A 24,198-nucleotide genomic window follows, 5' to 3' on the forward strand; every position below is an offset into this window, starting at 1 on the left:
AGACAAACTCCGCTACGGGCGGGCAAGGATAAAATTTGAGATTTTTGATGTTTATTTTCGCATTTTTATTTATCGCGGCGATCTTTTTCGTGCGGGACGAAATTTTAAGCAAAAGGGCTAAAATCATCGCCACAGCGCTGATCGTGCTGCTGTGCGCGGGGGCGTATCTTTACGAAAGCGCGAGCGAGCGCTCCGCCAAGCTTGAGGAGGAGATGGTTTTTAAATTTAACGCGGGCGCCAGATTAAGATGCGGCGGCGCGATAAATTTCGCTTCTGAAACGCACGGCGCGGCAAATTCCTCTCCCGAAAAACACGGCGCGGATGCGAAAAATTTGGGCGTGCAAGCCGGCGAAGCAAATTTAAACGCGCAGGACAGAACCGCTTCCGCCGCACAAAGCTCCACCGCTCAAATGAACGAGCATACTTCCGCTGCACAAATAAACGGCGCCGTCTCGGACGGACAAAATTCCGCACAAAGCCCTACTTCGCAAAATTCCGCCGAGCCTGGACAAAATTTTAAATCTCAAAATTCTACTAAAAATTTAGACGTAGCTTCGCAAAATTCTACGCAGCAGAACGATACGCAGAAACGCATGCAGCAAAATTCCGCGAGCCAAGGAGGTATGCGAAGCTCTGCCTCACAAAATTCAGCGCAACGAGGCAACACGCAAATCTCCGATCCGCAAGGCTCCGCACAGAATTCTAAAGCTACGCAAAATTTCGCCGCAGACAAAGAGCAAGGCTCCGCGCAGATCGTAACGCGAGAGAGCTTCACCTACTCCTTTTCGATGGGCGCTTTCATCGCCAAAAAAAGCGCGGGCGCGGAGTTTAGGGGCAAAACCTACAAGATTAAAGAGTGCGTTTATGATCAGTGACGAACTCTTTACGCGCCTCGATCTAGGCGAGTATCTAGCCAAATTTAAAAGCTTTTTGGCGCGCGAAAAGCCGCTATTTTTAAGCGGCGACAGCAAGCTAAATTTTGAAAAAATTTCGGAGCTTACGAAATTTGATCTCGCGCAGTGCGAAAGCGTCGCGAACCTAGACGACGCGCTGATGCGCATCTCAAAACACGGCGTGCTTCATATCAGCGAAATTTACGAATTTAGCAAGATCGTTCGCTACTTTTTATATCTCAAAAAGCAGCCTTTTGAGGGCAAACTTGCCGCTTGGCTTGCGAAGATCGAGATTCCTGCGCCCATCGCGCAATTAAAGGATTATTTCGACGATCAAGGCAGCTTTCGCGACGCGATAGACGAGCGCTTCGGCGCGCTGAACGAGGCGTTTAAGATAAAAAAGGGCGAGATCGAGCAGACGCTAAAAAGGCTGATCTATTCCAAAGCTCTTTCGCCCTATCTCGCCGACACGCAGATCCACTACATAAGCGACACCGAGGCTCTGCTGGTGCGCGGCGGCTTTAATCACGTGCTAAAAGGCAGCGTCGTAGCGCGCTCAAGCGGAGGCTATTTTTACGTGCTTCCCGACGCGATCGCGGCTCTGAAGTCCGCTCAAAGCGCGATTTTGGATAAGAAAGAGCAGATCGTTTTCGAGCACTGCAAGCAGATTAGTGCGGTTTTTAATAAGAATTTAGCTTTTTTAAAATTTATAAATGCCGCTTTCGATGCGATCGATGCGCTGATTGCGCGCGCTGCGATGGCAAGAGCGAGCGATTACGAGTTCGTCCTGCCCGAGCCTTCGCGCGACATCGTCCTAGATAGCTTCGCCCACCCCGCGCTTAAAAATCCAAAGCGCGTGAGCGTGGAATTTAGCGGCAAAATTCTACTCATCACCGGCGTGAATGCGGGCGGAAAATCGATGCTTTTAAAAAGCATTCTAAGCGCGGCGCTGCTAGCTAAGTACCTCCTTCCGATGCCTATTCGCGCAAGCAACAGCCGCATCGGCACCTTTAAGGAGTTCGAGCTCATAATGGAGGATCCGCAAAACTCCAAAAACGACATCTCGACCTTCGCGGGCAGGATGGTTGCCTTTAGCAAGCTTTTCGGGCGCAAAGAGATTCTAATCGGCGTCGATGAGATTGAACTGGGTACCGATTTTGAGGAGGCTGCAAGCCTATACGGCGCGATGATCGAGCAGCTAATAAGCGGCGACGTGAAGATGATCATCACCACGCATCACAAGCGCCTGGCGATGCTGCTGGCGAAAGATCCGCGCGTGGAGCTGCTGGCGGCGCTTTACGACGAGAAAAACAGCGCGCCGAAATATGAGTTTTTAAAGGGCACGATCGGCAAATCCTACGCCTTTGAAACCGCGCTGCGCTACGGCATAGCGCAAAATTTGATCGCCGCGGCGCGCAAAAACTACGGCGAAAACAAAGAAAACCTGAACGAAGCGATCTCAAAAGCGATAAATTTAGAGCTTGAACTAAAACAAAAACTAGCCCAGACGCAGCAAAAAAAGGAGAAATTAGACGCGTTGAGCGAAGCGCTAAAAGATCAACGCGAGCGCGCGCAAAGCGAGCTTAAGGCCGAGCTTTCAAGGCTGCAAAACGAATACTATCGCGCAATTTCGGAGGCCAAACGCAGCGTGAGCCTAAGCGACGTGCGCGAAAAGCAGCGCGCCATAAACCGCGCAAACGAGCTCGCACGGGCCGTGCAGCAGCCCGAACTCAGCACGCCGGAGCCGCAAAGCTTCAAAGCAGGCGATCGCGTAAAATACGGCAAGATCAAGGGCGAAATTTTATCGCTCAGTAAAACCCAGGCGCTGATGCTAAGCGACGGCATCAGGCTGCGCGTGCCGCTTAGCGAGCTAAAGCGCAACGGTGCAGCGCCCGCGCCCGCAAAAAATATCAGCATCAAGGTGCAAAAGCCCGCCTCTGCATCTCTGAGCCTCGATCTGCATGGCCTGCGCGCCGAGGAAGCAATCAGCAGGCTTGATAAATTCATCAGCCAAAGCCTCGTGATGGGCTTTGATGAGATCATCGTTAAGCACGGCATTGGCACGGGCAAGCTCGCTTACGCGGTAAAGGAGTTTTTGAAATCGCACCCTAGCGTCAAGGGCTTTCGCGACGGCACGCCCGCAGAAGGAGGCTTCGGCTCAAAGGTCGTCTCGCTGTAGGATTTAGTTTAAAGACTCGTTTAGCTCTAAGCTTCGACTCAAAAGTTTTTCGCCTCAGACGCGAGCGCGAACGATGCGGAATTCGCTCATTTCATCTATGCCTTCGCCGAGGTTTTACAAAAGCACGGGTGCTTTTAACATAGAATTTCGCCGCGGAATTTTAAAATTTGTCCTCGGCTTTAAATTTTAAATTTAGTCCACGTTTTAAATTTGAAATATGGAGGGCTCGGATTGAAATTCTAAAATTTAGCGCACGTTACGATCACGCGACACAAACGGACTTCGCCATGTAATTTTAATATGTTTCCGCACAAGAGCTTGCGACGGACTTTGCGCTAAAATTTCAGCGGGACTTTGTACTAAATTCCATGCGGCGTAGCCGCAATTTAAATAACGCGGACGTAGTCCGCCCCGCTAGCGTCGCGCGGGTGGGGGTTGGTAAGGGGGCGCCCCGCTAACTCCGAGCGCCGCCCCCTTACGAATATCGCGCATAATGCACCCGAGAGCTAGGCTATATCATAAAATTTTGTAACAATTTACAAAATAGAATTTCATCTTGTAATAAATTTAAGATTTCTCTATGTAGAATTCTGCCTATGGAATTTAGGTCGTGGCAGCGTTTTCTCTTAAGGGGGAAGGGGCGCTACTTGCGAGGCGCTCCCCTTCCCCCTTAAAATCCCCCAACCCCTTGCACGCTCGAAGGGCGAGCCGTAAGGCTCGCGTTAAATTTTAATAGGGATTGAATTACGGCATGCGAAATTTTAAAATTTAGCCGAGATTTAAAGCTTGCAAAAATTTTAAAATTCCAAGCGCAAAAGAATTTTGAAATTCCAAATACGATAAAATTTAAATGGCGGCGGAATTTTAGAATTCCTATTGGCGGCGAAATTTCAAAATTCTAATCTGCAACGAAATTCTGAAATTCCGTAAATTTAAAACGATTAAATAAGGAGGCCACATTGAACCCGATTACCGAAAAGCGCAGCGTTTCGGGCTATTACTACGCCGAGGATCGCGAGTATGTGTACTTCGTGACGGACGCGCCGCGCGAGCAAAACTACCGCTTTATTTTCGACGCGGGCGCGATCTATTTGCAAGATGATGCGAGCGGCGAGGTGCGGCTTAGCAGCGAGGCGGAGTTTTTCGCGGTCGTAAAAAAGATCCTAGCGCAGTACCGTGATAAAATTTTAGAGCACTCCGCAGAGCTTGAGAATTACGAAAAAATCTACACGCGCCGCGGCGATTTTTCAAAATTTATGAAAAAGCACTCTATCCTAAAATATGAAATCCGAAAATTTCAAAACAAAATTTCGCATTTTTACGAAGCGCTGCTCATCTGCGGAAACGAGCAAACGGCGCTTAAAAAGCGGCTGAAAAACTACGCTTACGAAGCGGGCGTTTTCAAGGGCGTGATGAGCGAATACGCCGTGAGGATCGAGGATATCTATCAGTTCATCCAGGGCCTCAAAAACGACAAGATTAGCCGCAACATCTACATTCTCACGATCATCTCGTCGCTGCTTTTGCCGCTAAATTTCATCACGAGCTTTTTCGGGATGAACACGACGGGGCTGTTTTTAAGCGGCTCGGCGCACGGCACGCTCATCGTAACGCTTGCGATGTGCGTGATTTTCGCAGCGATGGTAGGCTTTTTTATATTTTATGTCAAAAAGCGAAACTAAAGCGGAGGGGTTAAATTTTGAACAAAAACGAGCTAAAAAATATCCCTCGGCAGGGAGATTGCGGGCGATTTTAGAGTGCTGAAAGAGCATAAGATCGCACGCTGCAACGACGCGGCAAAATTTCCTTTTGAGGGCGATAGCAAGCTGTTGCTCGAGTTTTGTATCTTTGCAGATAGCGGCACCGGCGATCTTTGGTTGCTAAGCTCTGGCGGCGAGATCGCGTTTTACGACCATGATTTGGAGTTTTTGTCCGAGACAAATTTGAAAAAATTCGATCTAAATCTTGTGGGCTGGCTAAAAATCGCGGAGCTTTTTTGCAAATTTGAAGCCCTTAGCGACCCGAGCAGCGCGCAAAAGGCGGGGTTTAAGCAAAGCGTAGCTAAAATCTGTCCGCAAATTTTAGAAATTTGGGAAATTTAGACGCTGCTTGCGGCGCCTAAATTTAATCGCAAAATAGGAGCAACGATGAAATTTATCACATATTACGACTCGCCGCTTGGTAAAATCACGCTCGCAGGCGATGAGGCGGGGCTTTGCGGACTGTGGTTCGAGGGCGAGAAATACTACGCGCACGCTCTCGCGGCAAGCGGTGCGAACGGCGAATTCTATGCGCGCGATATTGCGGCAAAAACAGATGCCGCCGCGAGAGAGGGTTGCTACGAGAAAGGCTGCGCGCTAGAGGCGAAAAGCGGCACGGATAAAAAGCGGGGTAGCGCCGATCTGCTCGCAAAAAGCAACACGCCGCGAGCGAAACACGGCGCGATTTTGCGGCGTTGAAAAAGAGTGAAAAGAGTGATATCGCGGCAAAGGCGGCAAGCGATGTGGACGTAGAATTCTGCGCACACACTTATAGCGAGCGAAAAATTCTTCACGCGCGGTTTTGCAGTTAAAGACACGGGCAAAAAACCTCGCGCGACCAATCTTTCGGCGCAAGGCGCGGACGAAAAATTCTGCGTAAACGAGCAAAACGAGCAAAACGAGCAAAACGAGCAAAACGAGTATTTTGAGGAAAAAATCTGGCTGTTTTTGATCAAACTAGGCGCTGGCTCGATCTGTATTTTAGCGGACGCGGCCGGGTTTTACGCCCGCTCTAAATCCCGTAGGCTCGGCGTTTAGACGCGCCGTATGGGAAATTTTACTCAAAATTCCTTATGGACAGACCACGACCTACGGGCAGATCGCGCGCGAAATCGCCGCAGCGCGCAGGCTAGCGAAGATGTCCGCGCAAGCCGTGGGCGGCGCCGTAGGACACAACGAAATCTCGATCATCATCCCCTGCCATCGCGTCGTAGGCACGCACGGCAGCCTCACGGGCTACGCGGGCGGCATCGATAGGAAAATAAAGGGGGGGCGATATGCGAGGGCTTTTCACGCCCCCAAATAGCACCGCGCCGTAAGAATGCAATTTAAGCGGCTGGTAGCGCGCCCAAGGCCCAAAAAGCTAGCCGGATAGCAAAGCTGCTGTGCAAGATGGAGCCTGCCGCCAAAAGGACGATAAGCGTTGCGAGCCGTATCGCTAAATAAGCCTAGCTACGCCGCCGAAACGGAGCCCCGTGCGAAACTCAAATCGGCGCACCGCAAAACGTCCCGCACCGGTGCGCTCAAAGAGCGGATTGAGTAAATTTTAAAATTTCGCCCCCTTTTTCTCCGCCTCCCGCAGAAGCCGCATCGATTTAAAATTTTAACGCGCCGAGGACGGACAGATCGGCCGCCAGTTCGGCCGCTACAAAATTTATGATAGCTAAAATCTACAAGTGGCGTCGAAACGGGCATGACAAAGCTCGCGGTGAAAAAACTAATAGGCGACGTCGCGCCTGCTTCGTAAAACTGCGGCGGGCTGATTGCCTAGGAGCCCGCTTGAATTAGCGTTTTAAACCGCCGCGCAAAAAGATAAAATTTATCTTTTCGCGCATGATGATTTGCGCCGCATCTACAAGTAAATAAAGCTCACAGGCTCTTAGCGATCGGCAGCGCTGCCGCTACGCCGCTTAAATCGGTGCAGATCTAAAATTTTATAAATTAAAATTCCATGTCGCGGACAATTCAAAATTTCACGCTTCAAACGATCCGCAAATTCTATGCCGGGCTACTTATAGGGCGATTAAAATTCTATACCTAGCACCCCCAATGGCGCTTTTTCATACGGACGCGCTCGCCTCTAAATTCCACGCCTTCAGCCTCTAGCAGTTCGCGCTGAGCCGCAAAGCTCGCCGTCAAGGCGCCCGCGTGATTTACGACGCGGTGACACGGGTAGTCGCCGTAGAGCTCTGCTTGCGAGAGCACGCGCCCCACGAGCCGCGAGTGAGCGGGCAGCCCGATCAGGCGCGCGATCTGTCCGTAGCTAGCGACCCTACCCGCGGGGATCTCCTCCACGACCGATAAAATTTCATAGATCAAATTTTGCGTTAAAACCATGGCGCGATTATACTCTTTCGCGTTTAAATTTAGCCGAAAATTCGCTAAATTTAACCTCGTGCCGGCGCCATGAATTTCATAAATTTAGCCGCGCTTTAAAATTTTACGACGCGGCGCCTCGCCTAATTTTAAAATTTAGTAGTTTTAAAATTTTACCTTGCCGAGGCCTGCGCGCAAGCGAAATTTAAACCGGATATTCAGCCCCTCTTTATATGTAAAGGAATATAATTTCAGAGTAAATACAAACTTTGATTAAAGGAGAAAAGATGCAAAATCAAAGACGAAACCTGCTAAAGGTAGCCGCTTTGGCGGCGGGCACTGCGATGCTCGGTACGAGCGAACTAGCTGCGAGCGAAAAGGCGTTTAAGCTCTCTAAGCGCGATCATAGCAAGCAAAGAGCGCTGCTGCTCTCAAGCTCGGGCTACAAGGACACGAAGTATCTATCGCACGCAGTGGCATGGATCGGTAAATTTGCACAGGAGAACAACCTCGCGGGCAAAAAGATCGTTTTCATCCCTTACGCGAGCCTACGCAGGAGCTACGACGAATATGAAAAACGCGTCAAAGAGGCGCTTGCAAGCTTAAACTTAAACATCGTCGGCGTCCACCACGCTAAAAACGCCGCGAAGGAAGTCGCGAGCGCGGATTGCATATTCGTAGGCGGCGGCAACACCTTCAAGCTCGTGCACGATATGTACGAAAACGAGCTCATCGCGCTAATCAGCAAAATGGTCGAGGACGGCACGCCATATATCGGCTGGAGCGCGGGCTCGAACGTCGCGGGCGCTACGATGATGACGACGAACGATATGCCGATCATCGAGCCTGAGTCGTTTAATACCTTCAATATTTTCCCGTACCAGATCAATCCGCACTTCATCTCGGGCAAGCCTGCGGGACACAACGGCGAAAGCAGAGAGGAGAGGCTGGAGGAATTTTTGATCGCTAATCAAAAATCGACGGTGTACGCGATGCCGGAAGGTACGGCGTTTTGGCTTGAAGGCGATAAGGCGACCGTGCTCGGGCCTGCCGCGGTGCTTAAGATGAACTATAAGCAAAAGGTTAAGTTGATCGAGCCGGGCAGCTCGTTTAAGTATTGATTACGCCCGCTTAAATTTAACCGAGAGGTACGCCCTACGGCACCGCTCGTTTGAATGCGCAAATCGGCTAAATTTTAATTGCGGCGCTCGGCTAAATACGGGCGCCGCTTTTAAATTTACGCGGTAAAGTGCGTTTTGCTTATGTGGAGCGCGATCAAAATATAAGTATCTTTAAAGCGGCGCACGATCGCTGAAGTCATAAAGAGTAAAATTTAAAACGCAGATAAAATGCCCCACGTCCACCTTCTTATGCCGCTCGGTGATTTTATTCCGTATATCGCAGACACCCTTACCGGCTGCAGCGGGACGGTATATTTGCAAAAAGAAATCGGCGGTGCTTATGGTGCCGCCAAAACCGGTTCGAGTAACCTCCGAAACTTAATCGACCTGAGGCAAGGCTTAAAATTTTTTATTTCGTCAAAATCGCCGCAAGAGCCCGAACTGCCTGCAAAGGTATTTTACGACGATATGTATCGAAGCATCATAGAAGGCACGGGCGGAGCAGAAACGCAAGAAGCTATAGAGATGATCGCGCTGCGGCTCGTCGCAAAAAATCCGGGCGCGGCTACTTGGGGAAATTTTCTCCGCGATCAAAGATAAACTCAAAACGACGAAGCGATCGGTCGCGGGCTTAGCTGCGGCGCTTATTTTTACAAAGATTATTTTTACGCGAAGCGCTGCGTGGACGGTAAAATTTTAAAATTTGATCCAAACAACGACAAACTGCCGAATATTACGACGCCGTAAACGGGCGGCATCGCTAGCGCGAGCAAAGGCGGCGCTTACGCAAAAAAGCGCCGCTTGGATCACGCGCGCTTTTAAAATTTAATCTTTTTCTCGCTTAAACGGCTTGGTTATGCAAGAAAAGACGACCGCTCGCGCAAGGGCGTCCATGTAAGCAAAAGGTCGCTCCGCCATATCGCAGCCGTACGATCTCAAAGCCGCCTTCGCCGCCGCTAGTTTGCGCCGCTTGCCGCAGACGGCTCGCAAAGGGTTATAAATTTAAAACGCCTGCAAATTTAAGCGTTTAGCCACTATGAACGTATCCACTCAGACGCCACATTAGGCTTCGTTGCAGGCACGGACGAGCCTGCGCGGCGCCGCATAAATTCGTAACGCAGCGTGAAATTTCCGCCCGATTTGCAAAGCTCGGTTTGAACTTAAATTTAAAAATCCGCGTCGTCGCCGTAAGCTGAAATTTTGCGCGATTGTCTTAAAATACGTTTAAAATTTTAAGGAGAGCTCATGGCATTTTCGGATTTTTTCAAAAAAGGCGGCAAAAATAGCGCAAACGCCGCAAAGATCGGCAAGACCGCTCAGGAGCGCAAGGATATAAGCATCGAAATTTTAAAATCGCAGGGCGTGCCGTATATAGATCATCTGCCGCTACGATACGAGACGGGCGAGGTCGCGCCGCGAGAAAAGGACGAGGTTATCGCCCGCGCGATTTGCTCGTTTGCCGCGATAATGTGCGCTTGCACGATCAGAGATAACGGCGAGCTAACGGACGAAGATAAGCAGGGCGCGAAGGATTTTCTCGATAACCGCTTTGGGTACATAGACAAGCTCACGCGCATGGAGCGCCGCGTCACGCAGGGCGAGGTAAGCCGCGACGAGGCCGTAAATATGGGCTGGAAATACGAGTCGCTGTGGGCGCTAATGTGGGCCATGGGGCTCGTGGAGGAGCTTAGCTTTCCGAGCGAGATCTGCGACTGCGCCTTTGTGATGGACACCTTTAGCGGCGGCGATTTTTCGGCGCGCGTTAAGCTGCGGGGCACGGATGAAATCCTGCAGGCGCTCGATCTCATCTACCGCTACCACTGGGCGTGCGTTAATGCCCGCGTGCACGGCTCAGACTGCGCGGGGCTTGATGAAGAGGTCGTGATGGAGAGGCGCGGCGGGCTGGAGTGGCTGTGCTGCAAGGGGGCGGAGAACGATAATCTGACGGATGAATATAATGCGTGGGATTATCCGGACTTGAATACTTAGCGACCCTTTTTTCTACTTATACTTCGTTGAAATTTGATTTTTAAGCTCGGCAGGCTATCTTGCCTAGCCTACGCTTAAAAATCAAATTTCGCCTCGTTTAAGCGAAAAAATACTGCGCCTTATTTACCGTGTAGCGGTATTGCCTCGCTTTACTATACGTCGTTGCGTCTAAAATTTGCTCGGTCACGTATTGCATATACGCTCCCATTCGAATTTCATCCGCACCTGGTCTAGCTTCGCGATACTGCCGCCTGTATTTTTGCGCTAAAATTTAACCTCGATTGCACGCTGTTTTTTACCAATCCTAAATATATGTGGGTGGATCGAAAAGCATACCGAATGTGAGATAAATTTATAAATTGATTGGGGATTGAAATTTTAAAATTCTATTGCGAACTGCGTAAGAAATATCGCAAACGCGATCCGCCGAAATTCAGACGCAGCCTGCTAAATTTCAGGGCGTCGTGGAATTTCAAAATTTAAAGTTGCGGGCGAGCAAGGCGCCCGTCCGCGTATTTTAAGCCCGCCAAATTTAAGCAAGCACGTCTGCGCCGCAGACCTAGAAATTGCATCAGCCCTGCGTCGCAGCGCTTCCGCTCGCAAACGCCGCCGCATTCAGCGCCGCGTCGTAATCGGGCTCATCTGCGATGTCCGTCCGTGATCTGCTTGTAGGCAATCTTGCCCGCGGTATCCACGACGAAAACCGCGCGGCACGTTAGCCCCGCAAGCGCGCCGTCTGCGATCAGCACGCCGTATGCGCGCGCAAACTCCTTATCGCGAAAATCGCTTAGGGCGCGTAAATTTTTGATCCCATCGGTCGAGCAAAATCTGCCCGCGGCAAACGGCAGATCCATCGAGACCACGAAAACCTCGGTATTTTTTACACTCGCGGCGCGCTCATTAAATTTGCGCGTCTCGGTCGCGCGCACGTCCGTATCCAGAGACGGCACGGCGATGATGACCTGCGCCTTGCCCGTGCCGCCGCCGACTTTGACCTCGCTAAGATCAGCCGCGACCAGACTAACCTCTGGCGCCTTATCTCCAAGCTTAAGCTCGTTACCCGACAGGCCGACGCTTACGCCTTGTAATTTGGTTTGTTGCATGATTTTCCTTTGTTTTGAAATTTAAAACGGGCGCATTATAAGCCCGCGAAAGCAAACGCCTGCTAAATCCGAAAATGGGCGAGTTCGTGCGTCGGCTCGGCATATATGAACGGTGCGTAGATCGCTCTGCAAAGATGAAATTTTACGGCGCAAAGCGGCAGCATAATTAGAGCCCCCGAGAATACCGCTACTCGCATAAAGCACTGATGGTCGCGTCCGATATAGGTCTATGATAGTTGCGCTACGCCTTAAGGCTGTACCGAAGGCAAAATTTTACCCTACTTGTGATACCCGCTTGCGGAGATTTTGTCCGTGTATAAAAATCAAAGCGCTATAGCGACATGAGTGCTTTCTCTGCGAAAGAAATAAATTTCTAGTAAAACGATAATAGGCACGGCATCATGAGCGCGTTTTAGGTTATGTTTTGAATTTTTAAATTTAATTGAAACTTTTTGATCTAAATTTGCAATCTACAGAAATTAAAATTTATGGATTAAAATTTTATTTGAAGCTAGAGTATGAGTTTAAATTCCGGCTTGTAAAGCAGGTTAAATTTAAACGCCGTTAAAATTAAAGAAGCGCCGGGGATTGGCGATAAAACTATCGCCGCACCCTAGCGCCCGTTAAATTAGCCGTTGCGCTTTTTGATGATCTCTTCGCCGACGTTCTTAGGAACCTCGTCGTAGTGATCAAATTCCATCGAATAGGTCGCGCGACCCTGCGTCTGAGAGCGCAGATCGGTCGAGTAACCGAACATCTCCGAAAGCGGGCAAAATGCGTCGATGATCTTGTTTCCGCCGCGCTCGCTCATGTTATTGACCTGTCCGCGGCGCTTGTTTAGATCGCCGATGACGTCGCCCATATACTCCTCAGGGGTTTCTACCTCGACCTTCATCATAGGCTCCAAGATTACGGCGCCCGCTTTTCTAGCGCCCTCTTTAAAGCCCATAGAAGCGGCGAGTTTGAACGCCATTTCGGAGCTGTCGACTTCGTGGTAGCTTCCGTCATAGACCGTCACGCGCACGTCCTCGACTGGATATCCTGCCAAAACGCCATTTTGCATCGCCTCTTGGCAGCCTTTGTCAACCGCAGGGATGTATTCTTTCGGAATCGCGCCGCCTTTGATATCGTTTACGAACTCATATCCAGTGCCCGGCTCCAAAGGCTCTAGGCGCAAAAATACGTGACCGTATTGACCACGACCGCCCGATTGTTTGGCGTATTTGTACTCCTGCTCGACCGTTTTGCGGATAGTCTCGCGATATGCGACCTGCGGCTGTCCGACCTCAGCCTCAACCTTAAATTCTCTAAGCATTCTATCTACGATGATCTCAAGGTGCAATTCGCCCATTCCCGAAATGATCGTCTGTCCGCTCTCCTCGTCGGTCGCAACCCTAAAGCTCGGATCTTCTTGCGCCAATTTTTGAAGCGCGATACCCATTTTTTCTTGATCGGCTTTGGTTTTAGGCTCTACTGCTACGCTGATAACGGGATCAGGAAATTCCATACGCTCTAAAATTACTTTATCTTTTTCGCTAGCTAGCGTATCGCCCGTAAGAGTGTCTTTCAGACCTACGACGGCGCCGATCTCGCCCGCATAAAGCTCCTTGATCTCTTCGCGTTTATTTGAGTGCATCCTTAGCAAGCGTCCGATGCGCTCTTTTTTGCCTTTGCCGGTATTTACGACGTAGCTGCCGCTTTCCAAAACACCGCGATAAACGCGCACAAAGGTAAGCTGACCTACGAAAGGATCGGTCATAATCTTAAATCCAAGACCCGCAAACTCGCCCTCGTCGGTAGAGCTTACGTGAACCTCGCTGCCGTCCTCATACTGACCCTTAATCGCAGGCACTTCATCAGGCGCAGGTAGATAATCTACGACCGCATCTAGCAAAGGCTGCACGCCTTTATTTTTAAACGCGGTACCGCATAGCATAGGAAAAAAGCTTAGGCTTAAGCAGCCTTTCTTGATGCCCTTTTTAATCTCTTCTACGCTTAGCTCTTCGCCGTTAAAATACTTCTCCATCAAAGCTTCATCAGTCTCTGCTACCGCTTCGATCATTTTGTCGCGATACTCTTGCGCTTTTTCTCGTAATTCAGCAGGAATTTCAACGATCTCGGGAGCAGAAGGACCCTTGCTATCATCCCAAACGAGCGCCTTCATAGTAACCAAATCTATAACACCCTTGAAATCATCCTCTGCGCCGATCGGAATTTGAATAGGAACAGGATGTGCTTTGAGCCTATCTTTTACTTGCTGCTCGACATTGTAAAAATTTGCGCCGACGCGGTCCATCTTATTTACGAAAATAATGCGCGGAACATGGTATTTATTCGCTTGACGCCAAACAGTCTCGCTTTGAGGCTGAACGCCTCCTACAGAGCAAAATACTGCTACCGCACCATCTAAAACGCGCATCGAGCGCTCGACTTCGATAGTAAAGTCTACGTGGCCCGGGGTGTCGATCAAATTTATCTGATGATTATTCCAAAAGCAGGTAGTTGCCGCAGACGTAATCGTAATGCCACGCTCGCGCTCCTGCTCCATCCAGTCCATAGTAGCGGCGCCCTCGTGAACCTCGCCGATCTTATGGCTCATACCGGTAAAAAATAGAATTCTTTCGCTTGTAGTCGTCTTTCCGGCATCGATGTGGGCGGCAATTCCGATATTTCTGACCATATGTAAAGGGGTTTTTCTTGCCATGACGCCCTCCTACCAACGATAATGCGCAAAAGCTTTGTTGGCTTCTGCCATCTTGTAGGTGTCTTCTTTCTTTTTAAATGAAGAGCCTTTAGAATTTGCGGCGTCCATAAGCTCGTAAGCCAGGCGCTCTATCATTGTGCGCTCGCTTCTTTTTCTCGCAAAAGAGATGATCCAGCGAATAGCTAGAGCCTGCTGGCGAGCCGGCCTGACCTCGATCGGAACCTGATATGTGGCGCCGCCTACGCGACGAGACTTAACTTCCATCAAAGGCTTAACGTTATCGATGGCATCGTTGAAAACCTCGATACCTTTCTTCTCGCCGCCTTTATTGTCGATGAAATTTAAGGCGCCATACATGATCTCGGTAGCGACGCTCTTTTTGCCGTCGAACATAAGCGAATTAATAAATTTTGTGATTACTTTGCTGTCATAAATCGGATCGGGTATAACTTCCCTAACGGGAGCTTTTCTTCTTCTCATTTTATTCCTTCAAATTTTAAAATTTTACTCAAACTCGGCAAAATCTAGTGCCAGTCTGTTTAGGCCAAACTATTTTTTAGGTCGTTTAGCACCGTATTTTGATCTTGCAACGGTTCGTTTCGCAACGCCTGCAGTATCTAGCGCACCGCGGACGATGTGATATTTAACGCCCGGTAGGTCCTTTACGCGACCGCCGCGAACTAGCACGATGGAGTGCTCTTGCAGATTGTGACCTTCACCGCCGATATAGCTGATGACTTCAAATCCGCTAGTAAGCCTTACTTTGGCAACTTTACGAAGCGCGGAGTTTGGCTTTTTAGGGGTCGTGGTATAGACCTTAGTACAAACTCCTCTTCGTTGAGGGCAATTCTTTAGCGCCGGAGACTTCGATTTCTCGGTAAGCTTCTTGCGCTCTTTTCTGACCAATTGATTTATGGTTGGCACATCTTTCCTTTCACAAAAATTTATTCAAAAAGATTTGAATTATACTTTGTTTAAACTTACAGAAACGTAAATTTAACTAAATTTTAATCTCTAATCAGCACAAACTCTCCGCCGCCGCAGATCACTAAGCAAATCGCAGCAGAAAGATACAGATATACGATTTCCAGCTCAAATCCGCCCACGCCGGTAAGCGCGCTCAACGGAGTGTGTAGGACATATATTATCATGAGCACGTTTGCGATCACAAGTAGAGCGCCTATGCGGCAAAATACGCCTATGATTATCATCGCTGGCGCCAGCACCTCGCCTACGTATGCGCCATAAGCCACTAAATCCGGAATTCCTCTGGCTACCAGCATCGATTTTACGCCGTCTATGCCGTGAGTAAGTTTAAAAATTCCGTGCATTAAAAGACAAACTCCAAGCCCCAACCTAATAAACAACAGACCGAAATTTATGTTGATCATATTCATGTTTCATCCTTTAAATTTAGGTAAATTTAGGGCTTTTTGCCCTAAATTATTTTTTAAGTTTAACTTCCTTGTCTTTATACAAACCGGTTCCGACCGGAATTATGCGACCTAGGATGACGTTTTCTTTTAAGTCCTCCAATCGGTCAAATTTACCCGCGATGCTAGCCTCCGTTAAAACCTTCGTAGTCTCTTGGAAGGACGCTGCCGAAATGACGCTATCGCTTCCAACAGCTGCACGAGTTACGCCCAATAGCACGGACTCTGCAATCGCAGGCTCGCCACCAATTTTCATAATGCGCTCGTTTTCTTCTCTAAATCTGCGGCGGCTAATGAGATCGCCGACGATTAGCTGAGTATCGCCGCTATCGACGATACGAACCTGGCGGAGCATCTGAGATACGATAATCTCGATATGTTTGTCGCTGATGACGACGCCTTGAGAGCGATAAACCTGTTGAATTTCGCTTATCAGATAATAATGCAGCGCCTTTTCGCCTAAAATTCTAAGCACGTCGTGCGAGCTGATAACTCCGTCGGTAAGCTTCTCGCCTGCGTGGACGAACTCGCCGTTTCGCACTTGGATCTGGCGGCTTTTATCGATTAGATACTCGGCGCTTGTTCCGTCCTCGCCCTCGATTACAATGCGCTCTTTTGCACGCAACGCCTTATCGAAGCGAACGGTGCCGTCGATGTCCGCGATAATCGCGGTATTTTTCGGACGGCGCGCCTCAAATAGCTCCGATACGCGCGGCAAACCGCCGGTGATATCTTTTGATTTCGCAGCAGCCTTCGGCGTCCTAGCCAAAATATCTGCAATCGCTACCTGATCGCCCTTATTCGTAAAAATCGCAGTCTTCGGTCCTATATTATATTTAATAGGCTCGCCCTTGCTAGGAGTTACGATAATGGCCGGTTTAACGCCCTGAGGTAGATACTCGTTGATAACCAAACGGCTTTGACCTGTAGTCTCGTCATATTGCTCCGTAGCGGTGTAACCCGGCTCGATATCCTCGAAGCTGATCTTACCCTCACACTCTGCAGCTACCGGGATAGAATACGGATCCCACTCGGCGATAATCAATCGATCGTCTTTTTTAGGCTTAGCAATAAGATCTTCGCTTTTTACGACGCTATTATCATCATAGGTAATGACCGATTCGCGCGGTATATAGTGGCGGATCGCCTCTCTGCCGTTTTCATCGGAGATGACTACGTACATACCCTTCTCGCTTACGACATGACCTTTTTTGATATCTCTTAACCTCTCTAAATAATCGCCCTTTAGGATGAAATACTTAAGCGTACCATTTGCTCCCGCTTTGATCTTTTGGGTTACCGGCTCGCCGTCTTTGACGCGAAGTTCGCTTGCAAACGGAATTCGAGTAGGGATATTCCAGTCTTCTTTTATAACCTCCACTAAACTATCATTTTCTCCAACGGTTTCGCCGTCTTTGAAAACGATGTAGAATTTTCCCTCAACTTTACCGCTTACGCCAGCAAGCTCAGTAGGCTTAGCTAGATCATGACGTCGGATAGTATATTTAAATTCTTCTTTCTTACCCTTTAGCGTTATATTTACGTCGCCGTGAGTTATATCAATACTTACCTTGCCGGTAATTGGAGCTTTAATCTTTGGCTCGACCAAAAGCACCGCAGCATTTCTGCGGTTCATCACGATATTTTTGCCGCCGTTTTCATAGGTCTTGACGTTGTAGTATCTGATAAAGCCTTCCTTATCGGCGATTACTTGACGATCTTGCTGCTCGGTAGATGCAGTACCGCCGGCATGGAAGGTTCGTAGCGTAAGCTGCGTACCCGGCTCGCCGATTGATTGCGCCGATATGATACCGACCGCTTCACCAGGTTTTACTAGCTTGCCCTCGCCCAAATTTACGCCGTAGCACTTCGCGCAAACCCCTTTTTCAGCCTTGCACGTAATAGGCGTACGGATGCTTACGGATTTGATGCCGGCATCGACTATGGTGCGTACCTCATTAACGCCTAGAAGCGTACCTTCGGTGAATAAAATTTCATTCGACACCGGATCAATCACATCCGAGCTTAGCACCCTACCCATAATCCTATCGGCTAAGCTTTCTATTTGCGTTCCGTTTTCTACGATCTCGGTAACCTCGATACCCTCGTGCGTACCGCAATCGTGCATCGTAACTCTGACATTTTGCGCGACGTCAATCAGCTTGCGCGTCAGATAGCCCGCATTTGCAGTCTTAAGCGCAGTATCGGCAAGACCCTTACGCGCGCCGTGGGTCGAGATGAAGTACTCATTTACGTTCAGACCCTCTCTAAAATTTGAAGTAATCGGCGTCTCGATGATCGAGCCGTCGGGCTTACTCATCAGACCTCTCATGCCAGCTAGCTGTTTGATCTGCTCCGCGCTACCTCGCGCGCCGCTATCCGCCATCATATAGATCGAGTTAAAGCCGTCCTTGTCCTTCTCCATCATCTTCATCATCTCATCGGCTAGCTTCTTACTAGTGCTGGTCCAGATATCGATCGTTTTATTATAGCGCTCGCCGTCGGTTAGTAAGCCCGCACCGTATTGGTTCTGAACCTCTCGCACCTGCTTTTTAGCCTCTTCGACGAGGCCTGCTTTGGACTTCGGCACGATGATATCCGAAACGGAGATCGAAACGCCCGCTTTAGTCGCGGATTCAAAGCCTAAATTTTTAAGATTATCCAAAAATTCCGCGCTTATCTCAAGGCCGCCGTTTTTATAGACGTAATCGACAAGCTCGGCGATATCCTTCTTCTTCATGATCTTATTCCAAAGATGATCCGGAATAAAGCTAGGCAGGATCGATTTGATGATCAAGCGCCCCGCGGTCGTAAAGATGATGCGGCGATCGATCATCGTTTTGATTTTAGCGTGGATATTTAGGGCATTTGCCTCCACGGCGAGCATTACTTCATCGACGTTTGCAAAAATTTTATTTGTTCCTTTTGCACCCGGCTTTTCGAGGCTTAGATAATAAATTCCTAAAACCATATCCTGACTAGGCACCGCGACGGGCTTTCCGCTCGCAGGAAGCAAGATGTTCATCGAGCTTAGCATTAAAATTTTACATTCCGCGATCGCCTCTTGGCTAAGCGGCACGTGCACTGCCATCTGATCGCCGTCGAAGTCCGCGTTGAACGCGGCGCAGACTAGCGGATGCAGCCTGATCGCCTTACCCTCGACGAGCACCGGATGAAACGCCTGAATAGACATCTTATGAAGCGTCGGCGCGCGGTTTAGCATGACCGGGTGATCTTTAACGACCTCCTCCAAGCACTCCCAGACCTCATTGATCCTATTTTCGATCATCTTTTTAGCCTGCTTAACGGTCGTAGCATAGCCCTTCTCTTGAAGGCGAGCGATTAGATGCGGCTTGAATAACTCAAGCGCCATCGTCTTAGGCAGACCGCACTGATCCATGCGTAAATTTGGACCTACGACGATGACGGAGCGACCCGAAAAATCCACACGCTTGCCGAGCAAATTTTGACGGAAGCGACCTTGCTTGCCTTTAATGATCTCGCTTAGAGATTTAAGCGGTCGCTTATTGGCGCCTTTTACGGCATTGGCGCGACGTCCATTGTCAAAAAGTGCGTCCACCGCCTCTTGAAGCATTCGTTTTTCATTGCGGATGATGATCTCGGGTGCGTCGAGTTCCATCAGCCTTTTAAGTCTAGAATTTCGATTTATGACGCGGCGATATAGATCGTTTACGTCAGAAACCGCAAATTTACCGCCCTCAAGGCTTACAAGCGGGCGTAGATCGGCAGGCAGTACGGGCAGATTTGTAATCATCATCCACTCGGGCTTATTGCCGGAATTTAAAAAGCTCTCTACGACCTTTAGACGCTTGACGATGGTTTTTTTCTTCGCTTCGGAGTTTGTGTTAGCCATCTCCTCCTTCAAAGAATTTAAAATTTCGACCAAATCAAGCTCGGCTAGCATATCGCGGATCACCTGACCGCCCATTTTGGCGACGAAGCCCGTCTGTGAAAAGCGCTCTTTTAGGCTCTGATACTGCTCCTCATTTAAAACATCGTATTTCTCGACCTTTTTAGAATTTTCGTTGTCGTAAAACGCCTCGCCTGCACTTTCTACGATATACGCTTCGTAGTAAAGCACGCGCTCGAGATCTTTCATCTTGATGTTTAGCAGCGTACCTATGCGGCTAGGCAAGGAATTTACGTACCAAATATGCGCCACCGGCGTTACCAGCTCGATATGCCCCATTCTAGTACGGCGAACCTTCGAGCTCGTGATCTCGACGCCGCACTTTTCGCACTTCCAGCCCTTGTAGCGCATCTTTTTGTATTTGCCGCAGATGCACTCATAATCCCTTACTGGACCGAAAATTTTAGCGCAAAATAGACCGTCGCGTTCCGGCTTGAGCGTGCGGTAATTGATGGTTTCGGGCTTTTTGACCTCGCCGTGGCTCCAAGCCTTGATCTGCTCGGGACTAGCAAGCCTGATTGCAAACGCGTCGAAGTCGTGGACTCTGGCGTCCTCTTTTATTTCTATTCTTTCTAAATTTGAATTATCGCTCATTTATTCTCTCCATTCTCGTAAATTTCAACGTCTAGAGCAAGCGATTTAAGCTCGTTTGTTAAAACAAAAAATGTCTCAGGAATTCCGGTAGACGGAACGTTCTCGCCTTTTGTCAGCGCCTTATACGCAGCCAAGCGTCCGTCGACGTCGTCGGATTTGATCGTTAGCATCTCGCGAAGCGTATATGCCGCGCCGTATGCTTCCAGAGCCCAAACTTCCATCTCGCCGAATCTTTGACCGCCGAATAGCGCCTTACCGCCGACCGGCTGCTGCGTAACTAGGCTGTAAGGACCGGTGCTTCTTGCGTGGACCTTCTCGTCGACTAGGTGGTGCAGCTTAAGATAATACATGCAGCCCACGTTTACGCGCTCTTTGATCTTTTCGCCGGTACGGCCGTCGTAAAGCTCGGTCTTGCCGTCCTGATCGATGCCCGCCATTTCAAATAGCTTTTTGAAATCCTCCGGCACAATGCCTTCGAATATCGGAGCGGAAAATCTAACGCCCTTAGCCCAGTCTCTAGCGTATTTCAAAAGATCTTCGTCGCTGATCTTTTCAAGCGTTTTTTTAGCCTGCATTAGTTTGGAAACGCCTGCGATCTCAATCATTTTGGCGCGAAGGGTTTTTATCCATTCGCCCGTTTTCTCTTCTAAAATTTTAGCGATCTGCTCTCCTAAGCGCCAGCCCACAAGACCTAAGTGGCTCTCCATTATCTGACCGATATTCATACGGCTTGGAACGCCGAGAGGATTTAGCACGATATCCACGCGCTGTCCGCTAGGAAGATACGGCATATCGACCTCAGGGACGATGTTTGAGACGATGCCCTTATTTCCGTGGCGGCCCGCCATCTTATCGCCCACTTTTAACTTGCGCTTAGTCGCGATATAGACCTTTACGAGCTTAACGACGCCGCTTGGCAAGATATCGTCTTTTTCTAAAATTTCAATCTTTTCGTCATGCTCCTCTTTGAGCTTGCGCTTCTCGTTTTGGAAGTGGTTTTTTAGCTCTTCGTATTCCTTCTGAACAGCTTTAGAATAAGCCTTGACGAAGGAATTTAACGTAAAGCGGTTGGAACTTTCAAGCTCCTCTTTTTTAACCTTATCGCCCTTTTTATAATCTTTTTTATTTAGGCTTTGATCGCTTTGCAAAGCGCTTTTAGAAAGTAGCGCCACTACCTTTAGCATCTCCTCGCGATCGAGCATCAAAAGCCTGTCGTGATGCTCCCTTTCGAGCTCGGTTTTTTCATCCTCATAAGCTTTGTTCGTGCGCGGATCCTTCTCATAGCCCTTTTTGGTAAAAATTTTAACGTCGATTACCACGCCTTCCATCGAAGCGGTAGCGTAGAGAGATTTATTTACCACATGCCCCGCCTTCTCGCCGAAGATCGCGCGTAAAAGCCTCTCTTCAGGCGTCGGCTTGACCTCGCCCTTCGGAGTTACCTTGCCTACCAAGATCATGCCCGGTTTGACGTGAGTACCGATCTTTACGATACCGCTATCATCGAGGTGGGTAAGCTCCTCCTCTTTGATATTAGGGATATCGCGCGTGATCTCCTCCACGCCGTCTTTAAGCTCTCTAGCCTCGATCTCTTTTTCATAAACATGCACGCTGGTGTATTCGTCGGCGCGGATCATCTTTTCGCTCATGACGACGGCATCCTCGTAATTGTAACCGTGCCACGGCATGAAAGCTATAAGGGCGTTTTTGCCGATCGCAAGCTCGCCGCCGTCCATGCTAGGACCGTCGGCTATGATTTGACCTGCCTTTATCACGTCGCCTTTTCGCACAATAGGGCGCTGTGAAAAGGTAGTGTTTTGGTTGGTGCGTAAATTTTTCTCCATCGAGTAGTGATCGATAAACGGCCCCTTCTCGTCTTCGCCCAAAATGAATATGTTTTTATTATCAACCTTTTCTACGACGCCGTCGCGTTTAGCCTTGATCGCTTCCCACGAATCGCGCGCGATGATTGCCTCCATACCCGTTCCGACGATAGGAGCGGTGGAGTGCAGAAGTGGCACGGCTTGGCGCTGCATGTTCGAGCCCATAAGCGCACGGTTAGCATCGTCGTGCTCCAAAAACGGAATCAACGACGCCGCTACGCCCGCGACCATACCGGAGCAAAGGTCTATCAGCGAAATATCCTCGCGCTTAGCCATGATGTTTTCGCCGTCTTTTCTAACCTCCAAAAGCTCCTCTACGATATTGCCCTCTTCGTCCAATTTCGCAGACGCAGGAGCGATTACGAGCCCCTCTTCTTGCGTAGCTGTAAGATAGACGATCTCGTCGGTGACCTTACCGTTTACGACCTTTTTATACGGAGCCTCGACGAAGCCTAGATCATTTACCTTTGCATAGGTCGCTAGGGTATTGATCAGACCGATGTTTTGGCCCTCCGGCGTCTCGATAGGGCAAATTCTACCGTAGTGCGTAGGATGGACGTCGCGCACCTCAAAGCCGGCGCGCTCTTTAACTAGTCCGCCCTCGCCTAGCGCAGATAGACGGCGCTTATGCGTGACCTCGCTAAGCGGGTTGGTCTGATCCATAAACTGGCTTAGCTGACCGCCGGTGAAAAATTCCATAAGCGTAGTGGTAATGATTTTAGGATTTACGAAATCATACGGCATAAGCTCGTCTAAATTTCCGCTAATGCCGGTAAATTTATCTTTGATCGCCTTTTGAACCTTGATAAATCCAAGGTGCATCTCGTTCGCCAAAAGCTCTCCGATCGAGCGGATGCGGCGATTGCCGAGATTATCGCGATCGTCGATGAAGCCGTCGCCGTTTTTAACCCTGATTAGGTATTTTGCGGTTTTGATAATATCCTCGCTGGTTAGCACGGTTACGTACTCCGGCGCTTCGATACCCAGCTTGTGGTTCATCTTCATACGACCGACTTTGGTTAGATCGTAGCGCTCCGGATTAAAAAATAGATCGTTTACGAAACTCTTTGCCGCTTCTTTTACCACCGGCTCGCCGGGTCGCATAACCTTGTAAATTCTAATCGCAGCTAGATCGTTCTCGTCGTCTATGCCCTCGCTTTGCTGCAAGAGCTTAAGCGCGTCCGCATCTTGAATGAAGGAATTTATAATCGAAGTATCTACGCCGCTAGCTAGGTCGTTAGCAATCGTAAATTTTTTCTCGGCGTTAGCGATCTTGGCTAGCTTACCCTCATCTAGCGCAGTTAGCGAATCAAAAAGCACTTCGCCGCTGTTTTTATCGACGATGGCGTCGGCTAGGTAGCGCTCGGCTAAAATTTCAGCCGGATACTCGATGAGCTTTAGTCCGTCCTCTGCTAACTTCTCCGCTTTTTTAGATGTTAGGCGCTTGCTTACTTGATGAAGCACTTCGCCCTTTTCATTTATAATGTCGTAATCGAGCCTGCCCGCGTATTCTTTCGGATCAAAATCGGTTAGAAATTTTCCTTTTTTAATATAGATCGTCTTAATAGGATAAAATAATTTTATAATGTCTTGTTTTTTGTAGCCGAGTGCGCGAAATAGGATCGTGATCGGAACCTTGCGCCTTTTATTTATGCGCACGTATAGTACGTCTTTTACGTCGTATTCGAAGTATAGCCAGCTGCCGCGATCAGGTATTATTTGAGCGGTGTAGATAAGTTTATTTAGAACCGTCGGGCTCTCTTCCTCTTTGAAGATTACGCCCGGGCTTCTGTGCAGCTGATTTACGACGACGCGCTCTACGCCGTTTATGATAAATGAAATTCTATCGGTCATTAAAGGAATGTCGCGAATGAATATATCTTGTTCTTTGATCTCTTTTACGCCGATTTTTTTGTCCGTTTTTTCGTCGCGCTCATGCACTAGCAAGCGGAGCTTCATCTTTAAATTTACGGAGTAGGTAAGACCTCTCTCCATGCATTCTCTAATCGAATACTTTGGCTTTGAAATTTCGCTACTTACATACTCGATACTTAGTCTATTCTGTGCATCGTGGATAGGAAAAATGGCTTTGAAAACCTTCTCTATGCCGCTTTCTCCACCCGAGTTATCAAGATTTAAAAAATGATCAAAACTTTTCTTTTGTAGTTGTAATAAATTCGGAATTTCGATGTCTTTGGGAACCTTTGAAAAATCCACCCTGAGACGATTTCCTGAATATAGGCTGTTTAACATTCCACTACCTCGTAGTTGTATTTTAAAGAAAGAAGTGCCGAT

At 48.9% G+C, this 24,198-nt stretch carries 15 protein-coding genes and 2 pseudogenes; 9 read left to right on the forward strand and 8 right to left on the reverse strand.

From position 1 onward, the window contains the following. Positions 1 to 35 precede the first annotated feature (35 nt). The 6 genes and pseudogenes from KH703_RS08070 to KH703_RS10070 form a co-directional block, all read left to right on the forward strand. Positions 36 to 875: a hypothetical protein gene (locus KH703_RS08070; protein ID WP_304295372.1), complete on the forward strand. Its 840-nt coding sequence runs from the start codon at positions 36 to 38 to the stop codon at positions 873 to 875. Next, complete coding sequence (locus KH703_RS08075; RefSeq protein WP_304295373.1) at positions 865 to 3,072, forward strand: endonuclease MutS2; 2,208 nt, start codon at positions 865 to 867, stop codon at positions 3,070 to 3,072. Before KH703_RS08070 ends, KH703_RS08075 begins: the two co-directional genes overlap by 11 nt. 959 nt (positions 3,073 to 4,031) lie before the next feature. Next, on the forward strand, positions 4,032 to 4,754 hold the full coding sequence (locus KH703_RS08080) for a CorA family divalent cation transporter (protein WP_304295374.1): 723 nt from the start codon (positions 4,032 to 4,034) through the stop codon (positions 4,752 to 4,754). 75 nt (positions 4,755 to 4,829) lie between these two features. After that, complete coding sequence (locus tag KH703_RS08085; protein WP_304295375.1) at positions 4,830 to 5,174, forward strand: hypothetical protein; 345 nt, start codon at positions 4,830 to 4,832, stop codon at positions 5,172 to 5,174. Positions 5,175 to 5,219: 45 nt separating this feature from the next. Beyond that, positions 5,220 to 5,531 (forward strand): hypothetical protein, encoded by a 312-nt coding sequence (locus tag KH703_RS08090; RefSeq protein WP_304295376.1) that lies wholly within the window; start codon positions 5,220 to 5,222, stop codon positions 5,529 to 5,531. 233 nt (positions 5,532 to 5,764) lie between these two features. Beyond that, a pseudogene (locus tag KH703_RS10070) lies at positions 5,765 to 6,138 on the forward strand (methylated-DNA--[protein]-cysteine S-methyltransferase); the annotation flags it as partial. A 731-nt stretch (positions 6,139 to 6,869) separates the two neighbouring features. Here the strand turns inward: KH703_RS10070 and KH703_RS08100 are convergent. Beyond that, a complete protein-coding gene (locus KH703_RS08100) occupies positions 6,870 to 7,169 on the reverse strand; it encodes an MGMT family protein (protein ID WP_304295377.1) in 300 nt (99 codons plus the stop codon). A gap of 266 nt (positions 7,170 to 7,435) precedes the next feature. On the opposite strand from KH703_RS08100, the gene pepE reads away from it, so the two are divergent. From pepE to KH703_RS08115, 3 genes are all read left to right on the forward strand, one after another. Continuing rightward, positions 7,436 to 8,269, forward strand: coding sequence for a dipeptidase PepE (pepE, locus tag KH703_RS08105; RefSeq protein ID WP_304295378.1), 834 nt, complete (start codon positions 7,436 to 7,438; stop codon positions 8,267 to 8,269). Positions 8,270 to 8,497: 228 nt separating this feature from the next. Continuing rightward, a complete protein-coding gene (locus KH703_RS08110) occupies positions 8,498 to 8,869 on the forward strand; it encodes a hypothetical protein (RefSeq protein ID WP_304295379.1) in 372 nt (123 codons plus the stop codon). Between the two features lie 645 nt (positions 8,870 to 9,514). Next, positions 9,515 to 10,258 carry a DUF4272 domain-containing protein gene (locus tag KH703_RS08115; protein WP_304295380.1) on the forward strand — a complete coding sequence of 248 codons (744 nt, stop codon included), beginning with the start codon at positions 9,515 to 9,517 and terminating at the stop codon, positions 10,256 to 10,258. A gap of 571 nt (positions 10,259 to 10,829) precedes the next feature. Here KH703_RS08115 and tpx read toward each other — a convergent pair. The 7 genes and pseudogenes from tpx to rpoB form a co-directional block, all read right to left on the reverse strand. After that, positions 10,830 to 11,361: pseudogene (gene tpx, locus KH703_RS08120) on the reverse strand (thiol peroxidase). A 628-nt stretch (positions 11,362 to 11,989) separates the two neighbouring features. Beyond that, a complete protein-coding gene (fusA, locus tag KH703_RS08125; protein WP_005872609.1) occupies positions 11,990 to 14,065 on the reverse strand; it encodes an elongation factor G in 2,076 nt (691 codons plus the stop codon). A gap of 9 nt (positions 14,066 to 14,074) precedes the next feature. Beyond that, positions 14,075 to 14,545 carry a 30S ribosomal protein S7 gene (rpsG, locus tag KH703_RS08130; RefSeq protein ID WP_304295381.1) on the reverse strand — a complete coding sequence of 157 codons (471 nt, stop codon included), beginning with the start codon at positions 14,543 to 14,545 and terminating at the stop codon, positions 14,075 to 14,077. Between the two features lie 69 nt (positions 14,546 to 14,614). Continuing rightward, positions 14,615 to 14,989, reverse strand: coding sequence for a 30S ribosomal protein S12 (rpsL, locus tag KH703_RS08135; RefSeq protein WP_291939381.1), 375 nt, complete (start codon positions 14,987 to 14,989; stop codon positions 14,615 to 14,617). Positions 14,990 to 15,072: 83 nt separating this feature from the next. After that, positions 15,073 to 15,462: a DoxX family protein gene (locus KH703_RS08140; protein ID WP_005872615.1), complete on the reverse strand. Its 390-nt coding sequence runs from the start codon at positions 15,460 to 15,462 to the stop codon at positions 15,073 to 15,075. A 46-nt stretch (positions 15,463 to 15,508) separates the two neighbouring features. Then, positions 15,509 to 20,023 (reverse strand): DNA-directed RNA polymerase subunit beta', encoded by a 4,515-nt coding sequence (gene rpoC, locus KH703_RS08145; protein WP_304295382.1) that lies wholly within the window; start codon positions 20,021 to 20,023, stop codon positions 15,509 to 15,511. Next, positions 20,020 to 24,156, reverse strand: a complete 4,137-nt coding sequence (gene rpoB, locus KH703_RS08150) for a DNA-directed RNA polymerase subunit beta (protein WP_304295383.1) — start codon at positions 24,154 to 24,156, stop codon at positions 20,020 to 20,022. The genes rpoC and rpoB overlap by 4 nt, the downstream gene beginning before the upstream one ends. Positions 24,157 to 24,198: the final 42 nt, after the last annotated feature.

Origin of the sequence: Campylobacter gracilis (assembly GCF_018374135.1) — a bacterium.
Classification (GTDB): domain Bacteria; phylum Campylobacterota; class Campylobacteria; order Campylobacterales; family Campylobacteraceae; genus Campylobacter_B; species Campylobacter_B gracilis_A.

Bases quoted from the DNA above. Each gene is read 5' to 3' on its own strand.
- KH703_RS08075 (WP_304295373.1), top strand. From the start codon at position 865: ATGATCAGTGACGAACTCTTTACGCGCCTCGATCTAGGCGAGTATCTA.
- KH703_RS08090 (WP_304295376.1), top strand. From the start codon at position 5,220: ATGAAATTTATCACATATTACGACTCGCCGCTTGGTAAAATCACGCTC.
- KH703_RS08100 (WP_304295377.1), bottom strand. From the start codon at position 7,169: ATGGTTTTAACGCAAAATTTGATCTATGAAATTTTATCGGTCGTGGAG.
- pepE (WP_304295378.1), top strand. From the start codon at position 7,436: ATGCAAAATCAAAGACGAAACCTGCTAAAGGTAGCCGCTTTGGCGGCG.
- KH703_RS08110 (WP_304295379.1), top strand. From the start codon at position 8,498: ATGCCCCACGTCCACCTTCTTATGCCGCTCGGTGATTTTATTCCGTAT.
- KH703_RS08115 (WP_304295380.1), top strand. From the start codon at position 9,515: ATGGCATTTTCGGATTTTTTCAAAAAAGGCGGCAAAAATAGCGCAAAC.
- fusA (WP_005872609.1), bottom strand. From the start codon at position 14,065: ATGGCAAGAAAAACCCCTTTACATATGGTCAGAAATATCGGAATTGCC.
- rpsG (WP_304295381.1), bottom strand. From the start codon at position 14,545: ATGAGAAGAAGAAAAGCTCCCGTTAGGGAAGTTATACCCGATCCGATT.
- KH703_RS08140 (WP_005872615.1), bottom strand. From the start codon at position 15,462: ATGAATATGATCAACATAAATTTCGGTCTGTTGTTTATTAGGTTGGGG.
- rpoC (WP_304295382.1), bottom strand. From the start codon at position 20,023: ATGAGCGATAATTCAAATTTAGAAAGAATAGAAATAAAAGAGGACGCC.
- rpoB (WP_304295383.1), bottom strand. From the start codon at position 24,156: ATGTTAAACAGCCTATATTCAGGAAATCGTCTCAGGGTGGATTTTTCA.